Raw genomic sequence first — 17,511 nt, 5'->3', positions numbered from 1 at the left:
CGAGCCGCGTCGGCACTCTGGGCGCATGTCACCCACCCGACGGAGAAGGTTCGAATCAGAGGAGGTGGCCGCATGGCTCCGCCGGCAGCCATCTTATCCGCGTCGATGCCGGGCATTCGCTATGGAGATTCGGGAACCAACACCGGCAGCGGCCGACCGGATTCGTGAGGTCGTCGACAGTTCGCTGACGGCCTCGTTCAGGCTCAGTCCGGCACAGATCGACGGGCTGGTCGACGACCAGTTCGCCGATGAGGCCGTCACCGACAAACGCGAGGACGAGGAAACCCTGCTGCAGGTCGCCGAAACCAGTTCGGAGATCGAGGACACGACCATCACCGGGTTCGTCGACGGACGACTCGAGGACGGCTGGGGCGAGATCAGGTGGCTGTTCGTCGACGGACGACTCGAGGACGGCTGGGGCGAGATCAGGTGGCTGTTCGTCGATCCGGAACACAGAGGGAAAGGCATCGGCACCGAACTGTACGAGACCGCGATCGAGACCCTCCGCGACCGCGGGGCCGAACACATCTGTGTCACCGTCCTCGAGGCCAACACGGAGGGTCACGACTTCGTCGAACGGTTCGGCCTCGAGCACGACGGCGACCGGCGGGTCGAGATCGCCGATGAGTCGGTCGTCAACTCCGTCTACACGGAGCCGGACGTCGGCGCGACTCGCCCTGATTCGACAGGGGTGGACACAGCAGACGAGGAATTTCCCGAAACGAAACGAATTGGCGGGCAACTGACGACAACCGACGACGGAACGACGGCGTACATCGCCCGCGACGAGGCGGAGTCCGGCACCGCAGCGCCGTTTTTCGCGACCTACGAGGATGTCACCCACACCGAACGGCACGGCTTCTACTGTGCGAACTGCGGCTCGCTCGCGGTCTCGATGAACAACATGGATCGCCTCGAGTGTAACGACTGTGGAAACTCCCACGCAGAGCGGTCCGAGGAATCGTACGACGACTCGTACCTCTAGTGATCGAGAGGAGTTCCGATCCCACGATAACGACACAGCCGTGCGGAACCGACACGGCGGAGCGAACACCTATAGCCCGCGGCCGTGTACGTATCCCTACCCTTCTCCCGCTGATGAAACACATCGACTACGCGTACACGTTCGGCATCGACGAGTCGGCGATCGAAGAGCGGCTACGAACGGCTGAGACCGGCACCCTCTCGCTCTCGAAAGACGACGAGAGTTATGCCATCCCGCTTGCACACTACTACGACGGTGACGGGCTCTACTTCCGGCTCGGCGTCACCGACGGGAGCCGAAAACAGGCGTTCCTCGAGGCGACCGAGACGGCATGTTACGTCTGCTACGGGACGGAAACGACCGACGATCCGCGCGAGATCGACTCCTGGAGCGCTATGGTCACCGGTCAGCTCTCCGAAATTCCGGACTCGGAGTACGACCGGTTCGATACGGCCGAAATCAACCGACAGTTCGCACCCATTCGCGTCTTCGACGAGAACATCGACGAGATCGAGATCCGCATCCTCGAGTTCGAGATCGACACGATGACCGGCCGGACCACGTCGACGTAGCCGATCGTGTGGTCGTTTATCAAGCGGCATAGGAGAATACCCCGAGGCTTGACCTCGGGGATGAATCCGATAGGCAATCCCGATACAAATAATTAAGTAGACACATCCAAACACACAGACAGCGATCGAACACAGCCACCGTTACCGCGCCTACCCAAGCGACGAGGTAGCGATGGCTGCTGAACATCACATCGACATTCATCGCCAACTCTACAACCACGTCAAATGGGACTACACCAACAGTCCCAAAGACGACAAACCAAGCGAATACCAGCAAAACAACAAACTCCCAGAGTGGAAGTGCCGATGGTCTGTGTTTGCGGAGCTTCACTCTAAAGCCGCGCAAGCCACCGTCGCACGCTTCCACGATAACCTCTCGAACCTTCGCAAGAAGAAAGAGAAAGGGTACAACGTCGGTCGGCTCAAGCGGCAATCGCCCAGCGAGTACCAAAGTGTCACGTACAACCAGTCAGGCTTCGACCTCGATAACAAGAGGGGCCGAGACGGGTTTGCATACGTCCGCTTCAGCAAAATCGGCTGGGTGAAAATCCGCTACCACCGACCACTCCCCGACCACGCCACCATCAAAGAAGTCACCTTGAAAAAGGAGACGACGGGTGAGTGGTTCGTCTCATTCAGCCTCGAAACAGACGACGAACACGTTCCTGAGAAACCCGCGTTGGACACGCTCGATGCGAGCAATAGCGTGGGCATTGATCTCGGCATCCAGAACTACATCCACACCAGCGACGGGAAGACTGTGGACTGGCTCGACCTCGAAGACGAATACGAGCGATTGCGCCGCGAGCAACGCAAACTCTCTCGGAAAGAACACGGGTCGAACAACTACGAGAAACAACGCCGAAAAGTCGCCAAGGTCAAGCGGAAGATTCAGCGAAAAGTACTGGACTACCAGCACAAAATCACGACATGGCTAGTCAAGGAGTACGATGCCGTGTTCGTGGAAGACTTGAACGTATCTGGGATGCTTCAGGGCAACGGGAATGCTCGGAACAAGCAGGATGCTGCGTGGCGACAGTTCATTACGCTCCTCGAATACAAGGGCGACTTGTACGGCACTTACGCCGTACAGGTTGAAGCCGCTGGAACAACAAAAGAGTGTGCGAAGTGTGGCGTGGAGACTGCGAAACCAATCTGGGTTCGTGAACACTCGTGTCCGTCTTGTGGGTTTGAGACGGGTAGGGATGCGAACGCGGCGATGAACGTCTTGCAACGCGGCTTTTCTGAGTTAGGGCTGGGATGGCCCGAAGACACGCCTGTGGAGACTGCGCTCCCTACGGACACCGCTGGCTTTCAGCGCGTGTCTGCAAAGCGCGTTTGTCGAGGGAACCTCGACAGGCTGTCAGACGGAGTCTGACAACGTCGTAGAATCAGGAAGCCTCGGGGTCAAGCCCCGAGGCGATTCACACGAACAGGACGACGAGGAATCCGACCGCCGACACGGCACCGAGGCCAGCAGTCACGACGCGACCGAGTTCGTGGGTCCCAATCACCCACGCGAGACCAGCTTTCACGATAGTGTTCGCGATCGCGCCGATGACGATTCCCGTTGCGGCAACGTGGTTTGAGATCGTCCCGTCGGCTGCGAGCCTGCTCAGCGTGAGCGTGATCGCGTCGACATCGGCGAGGCCGGAGACGAACGCGGTCGCGTAGACTCCCGATTCGCCGAGCAGGGAGTGTGCGGACTCGGAGACCAGCAGGACGGCTGCGAAGACGGCACCGAAAAACAGCGCCGGGCGCAACTGAAACGGGTTCGTGAGGTCGGTTTTGGCCTCCTCGTCTCGCTTCGTGGTCGCTCGCCAGTAGACGACGGCGGCGATGGTCGCGCCAAGGGCCGTCATCACGGCCAGCGGAACGGCGACGTGTGGCAGCAGATTCCGGTTGACGACGGCGACTTCGATGAGTGCCCGCGGAAACATGACGATCGACGCGACGATCGTCGAGAACGCACAGAGTTGGGAGAGGGAGCGGTCCGCGCTCGCGCGTTCAGCCATCGACACCGTCGTCGCGGTCGAGGAGACGAACCCGCCCAGGATACCGGTCAGTGCGATCCCCCGTTCCGTCCCGATCGTCCGACTCAAAACGTAGGCGGCGAAGCTCAGTCCGGTGACGAACACGACCATGAGCCAGATGAACTGTGGATTGAGCCCGAGCGCGACGTCGAGTTCCCGATCGGGAAGGAGCGGAAAGACGACCAACACGACGAGAATGAACTTGATCGACGCGCGGCGTTCGGCCTCGCCAATCCGGTCGACGAAGTCATGAATGGGTCCCTTTGCAGAGAGCAAGACTGTGATGACACCGCCGACGACGACGGCCAGAATCGCCCCTCGTTCCGAATGGGTCGTCAGTGCACCTAGGATGACGGTCAGTAGCACGGCCATCACCGTCGTGAGCCCGATATCACCTTCGAACCAGATCTTGCCGAGATACGCCACCGTCAGCGGCACCACGAGCGTCCCGACTGCGATCGGAAGCAGCGTCGGGAAAAACGCCTGGACGAGCGCACCATAGAGCGCGAACAGCGGAAACGTGCGACTCCCAGCGAACGTGCCGCCTGACTCGCTTTGTTCGCGCTCGAGTCCGATGAGCGCGCCGATCCCGAACGCGATCGTCACCCGAAACACCAACAGTTGAAGCGGGGCAGCGACAGGATCGGTCACGTCGCTGTGATTCGTGGGTAAGTTCCGTCAAACTTCGGGACGCTTCGGTGTGCGAACACCAGTGGCCGCATTTACCTCATCCGTGACGTCGATGCCGTTGCGTCCGCGACGGACAGGGGTCCGGTCGTGGACCGGTGAACGGCGCTACTTCGCGAAGATGCTGTCGGCCGTCGCCGCGCCGACGACACTGAAGACCGCGCCGACGGTGACGGCTTTGAACGTAATCACCGCACGGTGGCCGGTCGTCTCGGTCTCGAGAAAGGTCTCCGGAGCCCCGAAGAGCAACGCGAGGACGGTCACGGAGCCGAACGTGACGACCATCAGTGAGATAAAGCGGATCGGAATTCCGGCGACCTCCTGTTCGTCGTCGGCGTCGCGAGTCGTATCCGCCTTGTACAGCGCCGCGTACCCGATCGCGAAGACGATAGCGACGATGATCAGTGCCTTGGTGAGGGACATGTTCTCCGCGAGGTCCCAGACCTCCGCAGTGACCACGAACGGACCTGCGAGCAGGAACCCGCCGACGATCTGCTGGGCAGAGTCCGCGAGCCGGAACTGCTGAGGGCGGCGCGGCCGGAGTCTCATAGCAGGAGATTATACCGAACCGACAAAACGCTCCCGCTCGAATCTGCCGATGAGGAGTACGGTCCGAACGGGTCCATATTAACTTGAATTAGACGAACAGCAACAGCGCAGCGTAGCCCGCCGCACCGACGGCGAACGCCCAGAAGCGACTCTCGCGATCGACTGGCAACTCCTCTTTGATCACATTGAGGATGATCCCACCGGCGAGAAACGGGACGAGCACCGCAATGAGGAAGTCGACGTTCTCGAGGGCAGCGCCAGCGACGGCCCCAACGATCACCGCCGCCGCGAGTAGCCACCGGCCACGACGGTGGTACGACTGGCCGTGATGTGCGCGGAGACCGTCGTCGGTGACGACGAAGTGCAACGCCATTGCAACCGAAAACAGGAGCAGACTCCCGAGTTCGCGATCCCACAGCAGGGAGCCAACGATCGCATTGTAGGCGGCAAACGAGCCGACGTGAATCCAGAAGATGCCGTTGCCGGCTGGCTCGGGGTCGTCCGGATCGGCGTTCGATCGACGGGCGAGTTGCTCGAGGCCATAGAAAGTGGCGAATCCGAACAGCGCGATCAGATAGCCGTGATGTTCGGCGAAGGCGGTCAAGTACCTGTGTTCCGCGAGCGTCGCCGCGGCCTCCCCGATATCCGGCAGGAGATGGACGAAGACGTACGCGATCGAGACGCCGCCGGCGATCGACAGCCATCGGCTCCGGGGGATCCGACCGCTGACGCCGAGTCGGCCGGCGAAGAGATGGGGCAACGTGAGGGCGACCGTAGCCACGGCGACGGCCGCGGTGTCAGCGCGCGGTGCACCAATCGAGAGCATCGATAGTGGTACTACTGTCCCGACGATTGTCGATCTATGGCCGACACGTCATACGGGTTACTGTCACTGTGTCCCGGTGGACCCGCAGGGCGGTCGCGGCCGGCACTGACTGGCAGGAATCCGTCTCAGTCGTCGAGGGCGTGTGGACGCTCCTCTCGGATCGGCATTGCATCGCTGACCGTCCCCGCCGTCGTCCAGACGAGGCGACCGACCGATCGCCGACGACTGACGAACAGCGCCGTTCCGAGCACGACGTAGAGCACGCTGTAGTCGCGAATAGGTCCGTCCCCGAGACCGGGACCGAGAGCGTATTACGGATGATGCGAACCTCGAGGACGACCTGCAAGAGGAACGATCCAAGCAGGACGAACGCTTCCCGGACGGGGGTTTCGAACCGAAGGAGAGAGCCGATCGCGAAAAACGACTGGGTGGCCGTTAGCCAGATTCCCGCACCTCGATCTCTCGTTCAGTGCCCGCGAACTGGCCTGGCCTGCTTTCCATTCGTAGCGGGCGTCGACAGGTATTCGAGGGCGACTGCGACACAGCTAAACTGCACTGCGATCGCGAACGCTCTCGGGACGTCTTTCTCGGCGGTCTCGGCCCCCAACACGAGCAGAAACGATGCACAAAGGACTGCGAGACCGGTCACGCCCACGGTTCAGAGCGTCGATAGCGTTCGAAGCGTGGCCGGTGCAAACTGAGCGAGGAGATCGGTCGGCCATCAGATGGCGATCTAGAGGTGCGTCAGTGCGAGGGTGGCTGAAATCGCGCCCAAGGCTTGTCGTCTCATGACGGCATCCTGAAAGGTAAACTAGATGGGCTGGTGATCGTCTCCGCCGTCCGTTCAGATGACAGTACTGCCTGCTACTGCTGTGGCCCGCGTTCCTCGAAGGGCTGGACGACCACGAACCCCTCCGAGCCCGTAAACTCGAGTTGGTAGGTCTCATCGGAGGACTGGCCGATCATGTTCGAGAGCGCGCTGTCGACGTGGCTGCCGGGTGTCGTGTCGCTCCAGGCGACGGTCGCGCTGGGATCGGTGCGAACCGGCGGGCGTAAAACCAGCGGCTCGCCGTGGGTCGTGATCGCGACGCTGCCGGGTCCCTCGAGGAAGACGTTGGTCATGCCGCCGGCCGAAAAGCCTGCGATGCTCTTGATCGTCCGGATTTCGTAGTTCACACTCGACTCGAACGCGAGAACGTCGTTGCCGTTGACCGAAATCGACTGACCGGTATCGAGTTCGAGGAGTTGAATCTTCTTCTCCTGATCCGCCAGATAGAGGTGGCCGGTGCCGGTCGCTTCCATCACCGGCGTTCCCTCTCCCGTCGCTTTCTCCTTTATGAATCCCGTAATGCCGCCTTCGGCGGACGATTTCCCCGTGAACGAGATGTCTCCGTCGTAGGCAATCATCGAGCCGGCTTTCGCCATGACGGTTCCGTCGAGGTCGATATCGAGCAGCGTCGAGTTCTCGAGTTGAAACGCCTCGCCGCCAGTTTTCGGTTCGTTTGCAGTAACAAATTCGTCGACGTTCATGATGAGCGAGCCGGATGGCTCTACCGAGCGTTGGGCGGCACCCGTAAAAATAGTTACTCACATCCCAATTTCAGGTCGGCATGAAAGACGGCCGATCGAGATGCACCCAAAAGTCAGCAGAAACCGGGACGAGGGCGATCCATCTTGCCGGGATCGGTCGAATGGGTGGTGGATTTCAACGGCCTGAATGTGTAACGCGATGTCGGAATTACGATGACACTGAACTTGCGGTAGATGGTTCGTCGCAGAACGGGAGCAGTAGTTCTCCTCGTCGTCTTCCTGCTCATTGCAACTGTGGCCTACGGTGTCCTCGAAGTAGGCCGACCGCAGGTCGAATCGGTCGACAACGGCTGGGGGACCGTTACGGCCGACCGAACCGAAGTCGAGACGCAACTCACCGTCGATAATGCGCTGTTGCTCCGCGTCGGCGGCCCCGCAGCGGACATCTCGTATACGGTTTCGATGAACGACATCGAAGTCGCGACGGGAGAGAAAAACCGCATCAATCTCGACGGTGACGAGACGACCGTCGCCGTCAGCACGTGGCTCGACAACGACGAGATCCCCGAGTGGTGGGCCTCCCACGTCAACAGAAACGAGACGACGACGGTTCGAGTCGAACCCGACGTCGTCGTCAACTACGCTGGGATCCGGCTCCCGGCAACGGAGTGGACTCGAACCCAAACGGTTCACACGAACCTGCTCGAGCCACTCGAAACGAACGAGAGTCAGCGATTGCAGGTAGCCGGCCAAACGCTGCTGGCCGTCAACGAAACGAACGCACAGTGGGGCACCGCCACCGCCACCCGAACGCCGATCGACGCATCGGCGACGGTGACTAATCCGACGCCACTTCCGGTACCGATCACGGAACTTCGATACACGGTCCGGCTCAACGGAATCGTCGTCGGGCAGGGCATCGCCGGCCAACAGACCGTGTTACGGCCTAACAGCACTCGAACGCTTGAGGCCACTGCGATGGTCAACAACTCCAAACTCGACGAGTGGTGGGTGACACACCTCCGAAACGACGAACGGTCGACCCTGACAGTCGACTTCACTGCGACACTGGCCTACGGTGGCGTCCAGCGGACGGTTCCGCTCGAGTTTCTCTCGTACGAGCAGCCGTTCGAAACGGATCTGCTCGGACAGAAAAACGAGCGCACGACCGAGTCTGGAAGCGACGAGCCCGGACAAGAACAGGGACAGCAGTCGAGTCAGCGCCAATCACAACGCACGAGAGACACGATAGCGGCCCGCTCGAGCAACGAGAGCCGGCTAGAAGTCGGAGCGACGCCACTCGAGGGCAACCGTGGGTCGGCCGGGAAAACGGCGTGACAGAGACGATAGAGGGGTCACCGGGTGGTGGCAATCGGGGTGGAAGAATCGCTCCCGTTGCTCAGCGTCCCGTTCCGTGGGAGAGTCAGCGTGACGATACTCCCATGGGACTGTGCGTCTTCGAATCGAATCGTGCCGCCAGCTTCCATGACGATATGATCGACGAGCCACAGCCCCATGCCGTTGCTGTGTAAGAGCGCGTCGATCTCCGCGTCCCCCGCGATTACCTGCCGTTCCGCGGCTGGAATCCCCGGTCCGTTGTCTTCGACTTGGATTTCGACCAGCCGGTCCCGAGAACGAGCGCTGATCGTCACCGCAGGCGTTCCGCACTCGGTGTGAACGATGGCGTTTTCGACGACCTCCACAATCGCCTGCTCGAGTTCTGGCAGCGTGCGGAGCACGAGGTCAGCCGGGACGTCGGTGGTGATCTCGGCCCGAGAATACTGCTGCTCGAGTTGGCTCACGATCTCGTCGACGACGGCCGACAGCTCGAGCGTCGTTGTCGTCGACGGCGCGGACAGGAGCCGAACGATCTCACGTTGCTTGTCGGCCTGGGCGAGCAATTGATCGCTCGCGTCGACGATCCGGCCAGCCATCGACGCGATGTCGTCGGTGTCGTCGGACTGTTCTTGTATCATCTCGGCGTTGCCCGCGATCACGTTCATCTCGTTGCGGATGTTGTGTCGGAGCACGCGGGCGAGCACCTGGAGCTGTGTGACGCTTTGGTGGAGGTCGGTCTCCAGCTGTCGTTGATAGACCTTCTGATCGGTGATATCGTCGTGGATCGCGACGAAGCTCTGGATCGTGCCGTCCTCGTCGAAGATCGGCGCGATCGTTTGGTGGATCACGTATCGGTCGCCGTCTCGACGCTCGTTGACGATCTCGCCCTCCCAGATATTCCCCGCGAGAATCGTCGACCACAGCTCGTCGTAAAACGCCTCGTCGTGCTCGCCGGAGTTGAGCAGTCTTGGGTTCCGCCCTCGGGCTTCGGCTGCCGAGTAGCCCGTGATCGCCTCCCACGCGCTGTTGACATACTGAATGGTGCCGTCTCGGTCCGTGATCAACACGGCATGGCCCGAGTAGTCGGCCGCCTTTTTGAATTTGCGGGCCTCGGCTTCGCGCTTTGCCAGTGCTCGATAGAGCGTCTTCTGTGGCTCTTTGATCCCCATCTTCACGACTGACAGGTAGATCAGATAGAACGAGGCGAGTTTGAGGAAGTGCCCGACGGCGTTGGAAATCCCGTAGACATCGACGTAGAACGTAAACGCAAGTTCCGCGCCCATCGTCAGCAGTATCGAGCCGGCGAGAAACTGGAAAAGACGCCGGTTGAACGTCTCTCGTTGACCGTAGAGGAGACCGAGGCTGGCCGCGAAGAGGGCGATAACGACGTATTCGCTGCCGACCTTGGCTCGTGTCAGGCCACTCCCGTCGACGTACATCTGTGGGAACCAGTCGACAACGACGATCGACCCGAGCCCGAGGCCGACGACGGCGGCATAGCCCATTACCAGCGCACACAGCGTGACCCCAGACCACTCGAGGTCGTCTCGCTCACCGAGGACGAGGCCGACGATGCCTGCAGCCAAAAGCGAGCCTGCCTCGAGATACCGCCCCAGAACCCAGAGCTGAGTCGGCAGATTCGGACCAGCACTGGGGAAGACCCCCATGCCTTTGTACGTGAGAACGTGGAGCAGATCCACGCCGGCGACGAACAGATAGCTGACACCGAGAATTACCAGAAACGACCGGTCAAGCTCTTCGCGTGCGTTCCACGTGATGAGGAACACGACGGCGGCGATGAGAATGCTGCCCAGTTCGACAAGGCTGTGAAAGAGCAGGAAGTTCTGCAACTGGATGATATATAGCCCACCGACGCCACCGGCAACCCCGACGAGAGCGCCCGCGTGCGTCCGCCACCAGGACACCATGCTACTGACAGCCACCTGTACGCTTTCCCGTCCCAGCGTGTCGCTATAAGAACATCGACTGGCGTCCGCAGCGGCTCGGATCGCGGTGTCGCGTCTTCGAGATCGGGTGAGCCAGTCGGCTGCTGGGAGCCGGTCGAAGACGCGGCTGTCGGGCGAAATCAGTACTTTCACTGTCCAAACGACGAATACACACTCGATGAAGACCAAGCGCCTGTTTCTTCTCCTCATCGCGCTTATTGCAGTTGTCCTCTCTGCCTCCGTCGTCGTCGGCTTTCAACACCACAAAAACGCCCTCTACACCCACGAACAAGAGGAACTCGAACATACGACGATGCATCTCCAGTCCGAACTCGACGGCCAACTCGCCGCGCTCCAGCGCACCACCGAGATCGGAGCGACGAACCCAGAACTGACGCGCCACGGGAGCACGTCCCAGCGCCGGGCCCTCGAGACGTTCGTCAAGCAGTCGTCGTTTGCCGGCGCGTCGGTCATCGCCGCTAACGGGACGATGACGACCATCGTCGCCGACTCCGGCAGACCGAGAGCCGCCGTCGGCGACGACTTCAGCGACCGCACCTACTTTCGGCGTGCGATGGACGGGGAGACCTACGTGAGCGAGCCGATCGAAGCCGACTCCGGGAACCTTATCCTGACGATCAGTACGCCGCTGTCCGAGAACGGCACGCGCGTTGGCACGCTCAACGCGGCGTTTCACTTAGAACACGGGAACTTCTTCCCACAGTTTGCGTCGACGCTCGAGGACGAACAGGGGTTGACGATCGAGTCACAGTCCGGCGAGCGCATCTATACGGCTGCACCGTCGCCGAACGCCGACCTGATGGAACGCCAGACGACGCTCTCGGAGACTGGCTGGACGGTCGCCGTCAGTGAGAGTCGCGTTCCGATACAGGAGCGGAGCCGCGAACTCACCATGCTCCAGGGTAGTGCGCTCGTGTTCGTGCTCGGTACGCTCGCCCTGTTCGGATGGTGGGTCTACCGGCGGAACCTCGCGCAGCTCGAGGAGTTGCTGGCCGGCTTCGAAGCGATCGAAAACCAGGAGTATCAGACGCGCATCACGCTCGAGGGAGCCGACGAGTGGCAACGCATCGAGCACGGGTTCAACCAGTTGTGTCGGACGCTCGACGGCCACATGCACGAACGCCAGGCGTACGAACGGCGACTCGAGAAACAGCGTGACGACCTCGAGACGCTGAACCAGGTGCTGCGCCACGACATCCGCAACGACCTTCAGATCGTGCTCGCCTATGCAGATCTGCTGGCCGACCACGTCGAGGCGGGCAGCGACAGCGAGGAGTATCTCGAAACGCTCCAAGACAGCGCGTCACAAGCAGTCGAGTTGACGAAGACGGCACGGGAGATGGCCGACGTGATGCTCGCGAACGCTGACGGGCAGCGCCAGATACGCCTCCGCCCTCTCATCACAGATGTTGTTGCAGACGTCCAGTCACAGTACGCTGACGCGGATGTCTCCGTCGCGGAGCCACTCCCTGAGACGGCCGTACTGGCAAACGAAATGCTCGAGTCAGTCTTCCGAAACCTGGTGAAAAACGCCATCCAGCACAACGACAAGGCGGTTCCCGAGGTGACTGTCTCGGTGCGCGACGACGCGAGCGAGGTCACTGTTCGCATCGCGGACAACGGTCCCGGCATCCCCGATGCACAAAAAGACGAGATCTTCGGCAAAGGCAAGCGCGGACTCGACAGTGCCGGAACTGGACTCGGCCTGTACTTGGCCCAAACCCTGGTCGACGCCTACGGCGGCGACATCTGGGTCGAAGACAACGATCCCGAGGGAGCCGTCTTCGTGGTCACGCTCCCCAAAGCCGAGTAGCGCGCTCATCACCCCTTCGTGGTCGAGCTTTTTGCAACTGTGACGTGTCGTTTCGAGTATGCCCGTGTCTGACTTCCGCGGAGCCTGGTCCGAACCCGAGGTCGAGACCTTCTTCCAAGAGACGACGATCCCGATCCGGCTCGCGACCCAGCGACCCGACGGCTCGCTGTGGCTCGTCACGCTGTGGTATCGTTACCGCGAGGGCACCCTCGAGTGTGCGACCGGTGCCAACGCAGCGCTCGTTCGCTTCCTCCGTGACGATCCGGCAGTCGCCTTCGAGGTTTCGACCAACGATGTCCCCTACCGCGGCGTTAGGGGGAACGGAACCGCAACCCTCGCGCCCGATGCCGACAAGACGGTCCTGCGGGCGCTCCTCGAGCGCTATCTCGGCGGGACCGACTCCGAACTCGCCGCGTGGTTGCTCGACGACGACCGCAAGGAAGTGCGAATTCGGATCGAGCCCCACGAGCTCTACAGCTGGGATTACAGCGAGCGCATGACTGACTCGAGCGACAACGATGATACGTGAACACGTGATCTTGCGCATAATACGTGCTCCTATGTCAATGGATGTTAGCAGGCCCGTGATCCGGGATGTGGTGTGTCCCAGGAACCAGTGACAGCACTGTCTGATACGGTCTGCTGTACCGATTTACCGGCGCATCCGCATGACAGGCTCGCGGGTGCGCCGGAAATGGCTGACAGGAGTCCGTATGAGAACCTTCGCGACCGAAGACTAGAACTATCCGTCGCGACCACGAGCGTCGGTCCATGAACGAGTCGCCGACCTGGTATGCGAACGCACTCGAATCGGGCGAAAGCGACCGCGTCAACGAGGCGATTGACCGGATCGAAGCGATCGACGCAACCGACCGCGTACCAGTCTACGACGACCTATTCGACGCCTGTCGCCCGATCTATAAAAGCGACGACGGTTACGTTCGCCAATCGGTCGTTCGCTTCCTGCGAGATGCGTATCCACGATTCGAGCTCCGTCTCGGTGCCAGTGCGACCGAGAGCGTCGAGGGGTACACACTCGATGATCTCTCCGAACAGCGGACCGCGCTGCTCGAGTTCCTGCTCGAGGCACTGACTGACGACGATGGCCGGGTCCGACGTGCCGCCGTCGACGGGATCGAAACGCTGGCACTCGTATTGGCCACCGCTGAACTGGACGCGGAGCGACAGGCGCTCGCGGAGGAACTCGAACGGTTGCAGACTGCCCACTCGGGAGACGTGCAAACGCACATCGAGCAGGCACGTCGCACACTCGAGGAACGGTCGGGGATCGGAGCGATGCTTTCGGGACTACAGCTATCCGACGACGGCTTCGACTCCGACGGCTGATCATAACTGCGACACAGCACCGGATAAAAATGAGATGAGAGCCGACGGGACGGCCCCAACGTGACCGATCAGTCGTCGTCAGCGCTCGGTGCGACCACTTTCGGGTCGTCGGAGTCGTCAGCACGCGGGAAATGACCGATCGTTTCCTCGCGGAACGCTTCCTCGTCGAACTCGTAGTCGTCGCCGAGGAAGTCGAGCAGCGTGTGCGTGTCGCGCATGGCGTTTTTGAGACACGTCGAGGCACCCGGCGACGGCGTGATGTTGAAGATGATGTCGTCGCCGACGATTTTGGCCTCGCCCATGTCGAGCGATTTGTTCTTCGTGTCGACGATCTGTGGGCGGACGCCACCGTAGCCTTTCGCCCGCTCGATGTCCTCGAGTTCGACGGTCGGGACGACCTTCTGGACGTGAGGCAGGAACTGCTTCCGGCCGACCTCGGGGATGTCGTAGAGGAGGTTCCGGAGCACGTACGGCAGCAGGATGCGGTCCGAGAGGATGTTGGCGTAGCTGAGGAACGCGGCGGCGTTCAGACCGAACACGTCGAGGAAGTCTTTGACCGTCGAGATGCGACCGCGCTCGAGCGTCGGGACGAGCTTTGCGGTCGGCCCGAATCGCGTGATGCTGCCGTCGTGGACGTCCGCATCGCCGTGGACGGCCGCGAAGGGCAGCTTCTTCATCTGAAGCGTGTAGACCTTCCCGTTCAGGAGGCCGTCGTCGGTGTCCGCGAGGAAGAAGCTCCCGGCGATGGGGAGCAAGACCTTGTCCTGCCCGTAGCCGAGTTCCTTCGCCATCTGCAGGCTGTGCGAGCCAGCAGCGACGACGGTGGCGTCACAATCGAAGCGACCGCGGTCGGTCTCGATCGTGTAGCCGTCGAGCGTCGGCGTGATGTCTGTGACTTCCGTGCCGGTGTAGACGTCGACGTTTGCCTCCTCGCGGGCTTCGTCGACGAACGACTTCGACGTCTCGCCGTAGTCGACGACGTAGCCGTCGGGCGTCTGCAGGGCGAGCATCTCCTTGTTGGGGTCGCGGCCCTCGACGACCTTCGGCTCGAGTTCGGCGATCTCCTCGCGGCCGATCGGCCGGAGTTTCGGGAAGAGGTCGCCGAAGCCCTCGTCCTCGTAGCGCTCCTCGAGTTCTGCGACCTCTTCGTCGCCAACCCCGAGGACCATCTTGCTGCGCTTGGAGTGCATCTCCCGGTCGGGGTCGTGGTTCTCGAGATAGCCCGCGAGAAGCTCCGCAGCCTCTTTGACCTCTTCGGCCTTCTCGAGCGTGTAGTTGGTCTCGATGTCTCCGAAGTGGAGCGTCTGGGAGTTGTTGGTGTGGTGGGAGTTGATCGCTGCGATCTCCGATTCCTTCTCGATCAGTGCGATCGAGTCGATATCAGTGAACTTCGCGGTCGTGTACAGAAGGGATGCGCCACTGATACCGCCGCCGACGATAACTAGGTCGTATTTACCAGACATTATTGGGTTGTGTGGGTCGGTACTGCATACGCTCGACTCCAGACCTATAACTCATATTTTTTCCTCCTGGTTTTCGACAACTGTCTATATCGGAATCGACGACTGTAAGCTTAGCGCCGGAATCGTACGGAGAGCGGCGTTATCGGCCGATAAGTTGGTCAGTTCGACTGATTATCAGCGTATCCGATGACTTCAGCAGTGGATAGTCGTGCGTCCACTGCCGTTTCTCACCCGATGTCTCGGTCCGTATCTCAACACGATATCGACAGTCGACGTACCACGAAGTGACTCCTCACCGGGTGTGCGTTGCTTGTCTCCGTGATTGGTCACTCGCTCGAGTCGTCGTCCTGGTAGATGACGTGGCCACAGGCCTTGCAGTGGGGACGTCCCGGTCGTGAGACGACAGCCCACAGTTCGGACACGTGACGTCGACGTTATCCCTGCGGCTCCACTCACGGACGATCTTGCTTGCCACGGGATGACAGCGATCCCGATGGATGGCGTGTCGGCGTGAATCCGACGTTGATGCATGAAAAATGACGAGAGAGACCACCTAGACTTTACGTGTTCGTCGGCAGTAGTACACGTGAATTCTACAACGGTCCGTCGCCAGTGGGCAGACCGATCCGGCGAATACTCACCGGAATATTACGCCTACTACGGGCCTGACGAGACGAGTGAGACGATTCGCAGTATTCTTGATCGGCTCGTCGGCCGAGACGTATCTATTCTCGAGGTGGGCTGTAGTTCAGGCCGTCACCTCGCGCATCTCCACGACCATGGCTTCGAAACTCTGTCGGGAATCGACGTCAACGACGACGCGTTCGACGTCATGGCAGAGGCCTACCCCGAACTTGCCGCTGACGGAACGTTCTACCACGACTCGATCGAAGCCGCCGTCGGCGAGTTCGACGACGGCCAGTTCGACGTCGTCTACTCGGTCGAGACGCTGCAACACCTCCACCCGGACGTCGAGTGGGTGTTCGAGGATCTAGCCCGAATTACCGCTGACCTCCTCATTACGATCGAAAACGAGGGCGAGGGCGACAGCTCAAAGTCAGCAGCCCCCGACGTGAGCTACGTCAACGACGACTTCCCGCTGTACCACCGCGACTGGAACCGTGTGTTTACCGAGCTGGGCTGCGTCGAGGTCGAGGCCACGTCCGGCAAGCGGGATACGGTTCGAACGTTCCGGACGCCACAGGCCTAATCGCTACTGAGCGTGCGAACGGAGTGTGCGGACACAACGACGGAGACCGATGTCTCAGCAGGCCATCGTCGTTTTCAAAAGCAGGCCTCGGCACTCATAGGGCTCGTCACGACCGGATGCCGAGTCCGGCTCGGAGCGGGTGTATCGTCATCGGCCATGCGAACGTAGCGCCGTCGCTCAAAAGACGGTTTGGATTCGACAGAACAGGTCTTCCTTACGCCGCTTCGTCCGTGGTTCCGGGCGCAAACGCTGCGTTCCACTCGTCGACAAGATTCTCGAGTCGCGCCCGGTTCCGATAGGAGAACATCCGGGGGGCGCGGTCGGTCGCCGTCCGTGGGTCCTCGAGCGGGGTCGTGGTCGTGCTCGCGGGTGTCGCTCGCGTTCGGTCGGTCGTCGGTTCGGGTTCGGGCTCGGATCGGGTCAGGTATTCTGTGTGCATGTCGGTCGGGTGGTAATGTCGTCGAAATCGGTACTGGTCGGCAATGAACTCAGGCTGCTACGTGTACGACCGACATCTGTACACCCTCATACCGCCCCCATGGTTATAAAAGTTCATGATAAACCTCACCTCGAGCAAATGATGTCAGAAAGTAACCACCATGGTAGAAGATGTCACTGCCAGGATAGCCATCGAGCCGCGTTCGGGACTGGGAGGTGGCCGACTGAAATCGATGCGATGGGTGCGATCGAAAGCGGCAGTGACCGGCGACTACATCGACAGCTTGAGAATACGTGCCAGTGATGCCTCGCGTATCGATAGCCGTGACGAGCGAGTCGCTGCCGCCGTGATGGACGCCGGTTTCGTGGGACCGGCGCGAAACGAGGCCGACTATCTCCCGGAGAGTCTCGCGAGGCGAGGTTCCGTGCAGCCGGGGCCGACGCTTTTCTCGATCGCCGTCAACGATCCCACTGTGTCAACCGTTCCACCGGAGGCAGAACGATTGCTCGAGCGCGAGCCGCTGATGGCCCACCTGGGAACCTGCGTCGAGGGGCGACCCCACGTCGCGCCGGTCTGGTACCGGTACGCCGACGGGGTCGTCGAGATCGTGACGACGGGCCGAAAGCTGGCGAACGTCAGGCAAAACCCACGCGTTTCCCTCTCGATCCAGAAAGCCGAGGCAGGACAGGCACGCTGGATGGTGTCACTGCTCGGGACGGCGACGGTGATCGACGACGAGGACGAAACGGCTG

At 61.1% G+C, this 17,511-nt stretch carries 17 protein-coding genes and 2 pseudogenes; 9 read left to right on the top strand and 10 right to left on the bottom strand.

The features are described 5' to 3' along the window. The first annotated feature begins 121 nt into the window (after nt 1-121). From C476_RS05385 to C476_RS05375, 3 genes are all read left to right on the top strand, one after another. On the top strand, nt 122-985 hold the full coding sequence (locus C476_RS05385; protein ID WP_008010653.1) for a GNAT family N-acetyltransferase: 864 nt from the start codon (nt 122-124) through the stop codon (nt 983-985). A 113-nt stretch (nt 986-1,098) separates the two neighbouring features. After that, nucleotides 1,099-1,557, top strand: a complete 459-nt coding sequence (locus C476_RS05380; protein ID WP_008010651.1) for a pyridoxamine 5'-phosphate oxidase family protein — start codon at nt 1,099-1,101, stop codon at nt 1,555-1,557. A gap of 124 nt (nt 1,558-1,681) precedes the next feature. Then, nucleotides 1,682-2,935: an RNA-guided endonuclease InsQ/TnpB family protein gene (locus tag C476_RS05375; protein WP_049911605.1), complete on the top strand. Its 1,254-nt coding sequence runs from the start codon at nt 1,682-1,684 to the stop codon at nt 2,933-2,935. A 46-nt stretch (nt 2,936-2,981) separates the two neighbouring features. On the opposite strand, the gene C476_RS05370 is transcribed toward C476_RS05375, so the two are convergent. The 6 genes and pseudogenes from C476_RS05370 to C476_RS05350 form a co-directional block, all read right to left on the bottom strand. Continuing rightward, nucleotides 2,982-4,241 (bottom strand): MgtC/SapB family protein, encoded by a 1,260-nt coding sequence (locus tag C476_RS05370; protein ID WP_008010647.1) that lies wholly within the window; start codon nt 4,239-4,241, stop codon nt 2,982-2,984. Nucleotides 4,242-4,385: 144 nt separating this feature from the next. Then, nucleotides 4,386-4,826 carry a DUF2391 family protein gene (locus C476_RS05365; RefSeq protein WP_008010646.1) on the bottom strand — a complete coding sequence of 147 codons (441 nt, stop codon included), beginning with the start codon at nt 4,824-4,826 and terminating at the stop codon, nt 4,386-4,388. Nucleotides 4,827-4,914: 88 nt separating this feature from the next. After that, nucleotides 4,915-5,652 carry a hypothetical protein gene (locus C476_RS05360; RefSeq protein ID WP_008010645.1) on the bottom strand — a complete coding sequence of 246 codons (738 nt, stop codon included), beginning with the start codon at nt 5,650-5,652 and terminating at the stop codon, nt 4,915-4,917. Between the two features lie 125 nt (nt 5,653-5,777). After that, complete coding sequence (locus C476_RS19345) at nt 5,778-5,915, bottom strand: hypothetical protein (protein WP_241430475.1); 138 nt, start codon at nt 5,913-5,915, stop codon at nt 5,778-5,780. Nucleotides 5,916-6,140: 225 nt separating this feature from the next. Then, nucleotides 6,141-6,310: pseudogene (locus C476_RS19800) on the bottom strand (sodium:calcium antiporter); the annotation flags it as partial. A 206-nt stretch (nt 6,311-6,516) separates the two neighbouring features. Beyond that, nucleotides 6,517-7,182, bottom strand: coding sequence for an AIM24 family protein (locus C476_RS05350; protein WP_008010643.1), 666 nt, complete (start codon nt 7,180-7,182; stop codon nt 6,517-6,519). 234 nt (nt 7,183-7,416) lie between these two features. Here C476_RS05350 and C476_RS05345 point away from each other — a divergent pair, with 234 nt between their 5' ends. After that, nucleotides 7,417-8,520 (top strand): LEA type 2 family protein, encoded by a 1,104-nt coding sequence (locus tag C476_RS05345; protein WP_008010642.1) that lies wholly within the window; start codon nt 7,417-7,419, stop codon nt 8,518-8,520. A gap of 17 nt (nt 8,521-8,537) precedes the next feature. On the opposite strand, the gene C476_RS05340 is transcribed toward C476_RS05345, so the two are convergent. Beyond that, nucleotides 8,538-10,463 carry an MASE3 domain-containing protein gene (locus C476_RS05340; protein ID WP_241430474.1) on the bottom strand — a complete coding sequence of 642 codons (1,926 nt, stop codon included), beginning with the start codon at nt 10,461-10,463 and terminating at the stop codon, nt 8,538-8,540. 181 nt (nt 10,464-10,644) lie between these two features. On the opposite strand from C476_RS05340, the gene C476_RS17715 reads away from it, so the two are divergent. From C476_RS17715 to C476_RS05325, 3 genes are all read left to right on the top strand, one after another. Beyond that, nucleotides 10,645-12,300: a sensor histidine kinase gene (locus C476_RS17715; protein WP_008010640.1), complete on the top strand. Its 1,656-nt coding sequence runs from the start codon at nt 10,645-10,647 to the stop codon at nt 12,298-12,300. Between the two features lie 64 nt (nt 12,301-12,364). Continuing rightward, nucleotides 12,365-12,829 carry a pyridoxamine 5'-phosphate oxidase family protein gene (locus C476_RS05330; RefSeq protein WP_049911611.1) on the top strand — a complete coding sequence of 155 codons (465 nt, stop codon included), beginning with the start codon at nt 12,365-12,367 and terminating at the stop codon, nt 12,827-12,829. Nucleotides 12,830-13,071: 242 nt separating this feature from the next. Beyond that, entirely contained in the window at nt 13,072-13,647 is a 576-nt protein-coding gene (locus C476_RS05325; protein WP_008010636.1) for a hypothetical protein, read from the top strand. Between the two features lie 68 nt (nt 13,648-13,715). Here C476_RS05325 and C476_RS05320 read toward each other — a convergent pair whose 3' ends face one another. Next, nucleotides 13,716-15,110, bottom strand: coding sequence for an FAD-dependent oxidoreductase (locus C476_RS05320; protein ID WP_008010635.1), 1,395 nt, complete (start codon nt 15,108-15,110; stop codon nt 13,716-13,718). A 326-nt stretch (nt 15,111-15,436) separates the two neighbouring features. After that, nucleotides 15,437-15,582, bottom strand: a pseudogene (locus C476_RS19795) (ion transporter); the annotation flags it as partial. 114 nt (nt 15,583-15,696) lie between these two features. Here C476_RS19795 and C476_RS05315 point away from each other — a divergent pair. Further along, nucleotides 15,697-16,320, top strand: coding sequence for a class I SAM-dependent methyltransferase (locus C476_RS05315; RefSeq protein WP_008010633.1), 624 nt, complete (start codon nt 15,697-15,699; stop codon nt 16,318-16,320). A gap of 214 nt (nt 16,321-16,534) precedes the next feature. Here C476_RS05315 and C476_RS05310 read toward each other — a convergent pair whose 3' ends face one another. Further along, a complete protein-coding gene (locus tag C476_RS05310; protein ID WP_008010631.1) occupies nt 16,535-16,759 on the bottom strand; it encodes a hypothetical protein in 225 nt (74 codons plus the stop codon). Nucleotides 16,760-17,231: 472 nt separating this feature from the next. Here C476_RS05310 and C476_RS05305 point away from each other — a divergent pair. Then, a partial coding sequence (locus tag C476_RS05305) for a pyridoxamine 5'-phosphate oxidase family protein (RefSeq protein ID WP_049911610.1) occupies nt 17,232-17,511 on the top strand: 280 nt, incomplete at its 3' end.

The sequence above is a fragment of the Natrinema limicola JCM 13563 genome (assembly GCF_000337475.1).
GTDB classification, from domain to species: Archaea; Halobacteriota; Halobacteria; order Halobacteriales; family Natrialbaceae; genus Natrinema; species Natrinema limicola.
The sequence above is the reverse complement of the archived record's forward strand: the minus strand, read 5'-3'. Positions and strand labels throughout refer to the sequence as shown.

Excerpts from the sequence above, each read along its gene's own strand:
- C476_RS05365 (WP_008010646.1), bottom strand. The coding sequence starts at position 4,826 with ATGAGACTCCGGCCGCGCCGCCCTCAGCAGTTCCGGCTCGCGGACTCT.
- C476_RS05350 (WP_008010643.1), bottom strand. The coding sequence starts at position 7,182 with ATGAACGTCGACGAATTTGTTACTGCAAACGAACCGAAAACTGGCGGC.
- C476_RS05360 (WP_008010645.1), bottom strand. The coding sequence starts at position 5,652 with ATGCTCTCGATTGGTGCACCGCGCGCTGACACCGCGGCCGTCGCCGTG.
- C476_RS05320 (WP_008010635.1), bottom strand. The coding sequence starts at position 15,110 with ATGTCTGGTAAATACGACCTAGTTATCGTCGGCGGCGGTATCAGTGGC.
- C476_RS17715 (WP_008010640.1), top strand. The coding sequence starts at position 10,645 with ATGAAGACCAAGCGCCTGTTTCTTCTCCTCATCGCGCTTATTGCAGTT.
- C476_RS05385 (WP_008010653.1), top strand. The coding sequence starts at position 122 with ATGGAGATTCGGGAACCAACACCGGCAGCGGCCGACCGGATTCGTGAG.
- C476_RS05380 (WP_008010651.1), top strand. The coding sequence starts at position 1,099 with ATGAAACACATCGACTACGCGTACACGTTCGGCATCGACGAGTCGGCG.
- C476_RS05310 (WP_008010631.1), bottom strand. The coding sequence starts at position 16,759 with ATGCACACAGAATACCTGACCCGATCCGAGCCCGAACCCGAACCGACG.
- C476_RS05325 (WP_008010636.1), top strand. The coding sequence starts at position 13,072 with ATGAACGAGTCGCCGACCTGGTATGCGAACGCACTCGAATCGGGCGAA.
- C476_RS05345 (WP_008010642.1), top strand. The coding sequence starts at position 7,417 with ATGGTTCGTCGCAGAACGGGAGCAGTAGTTCTCCTCGTCGTCTTCCTG.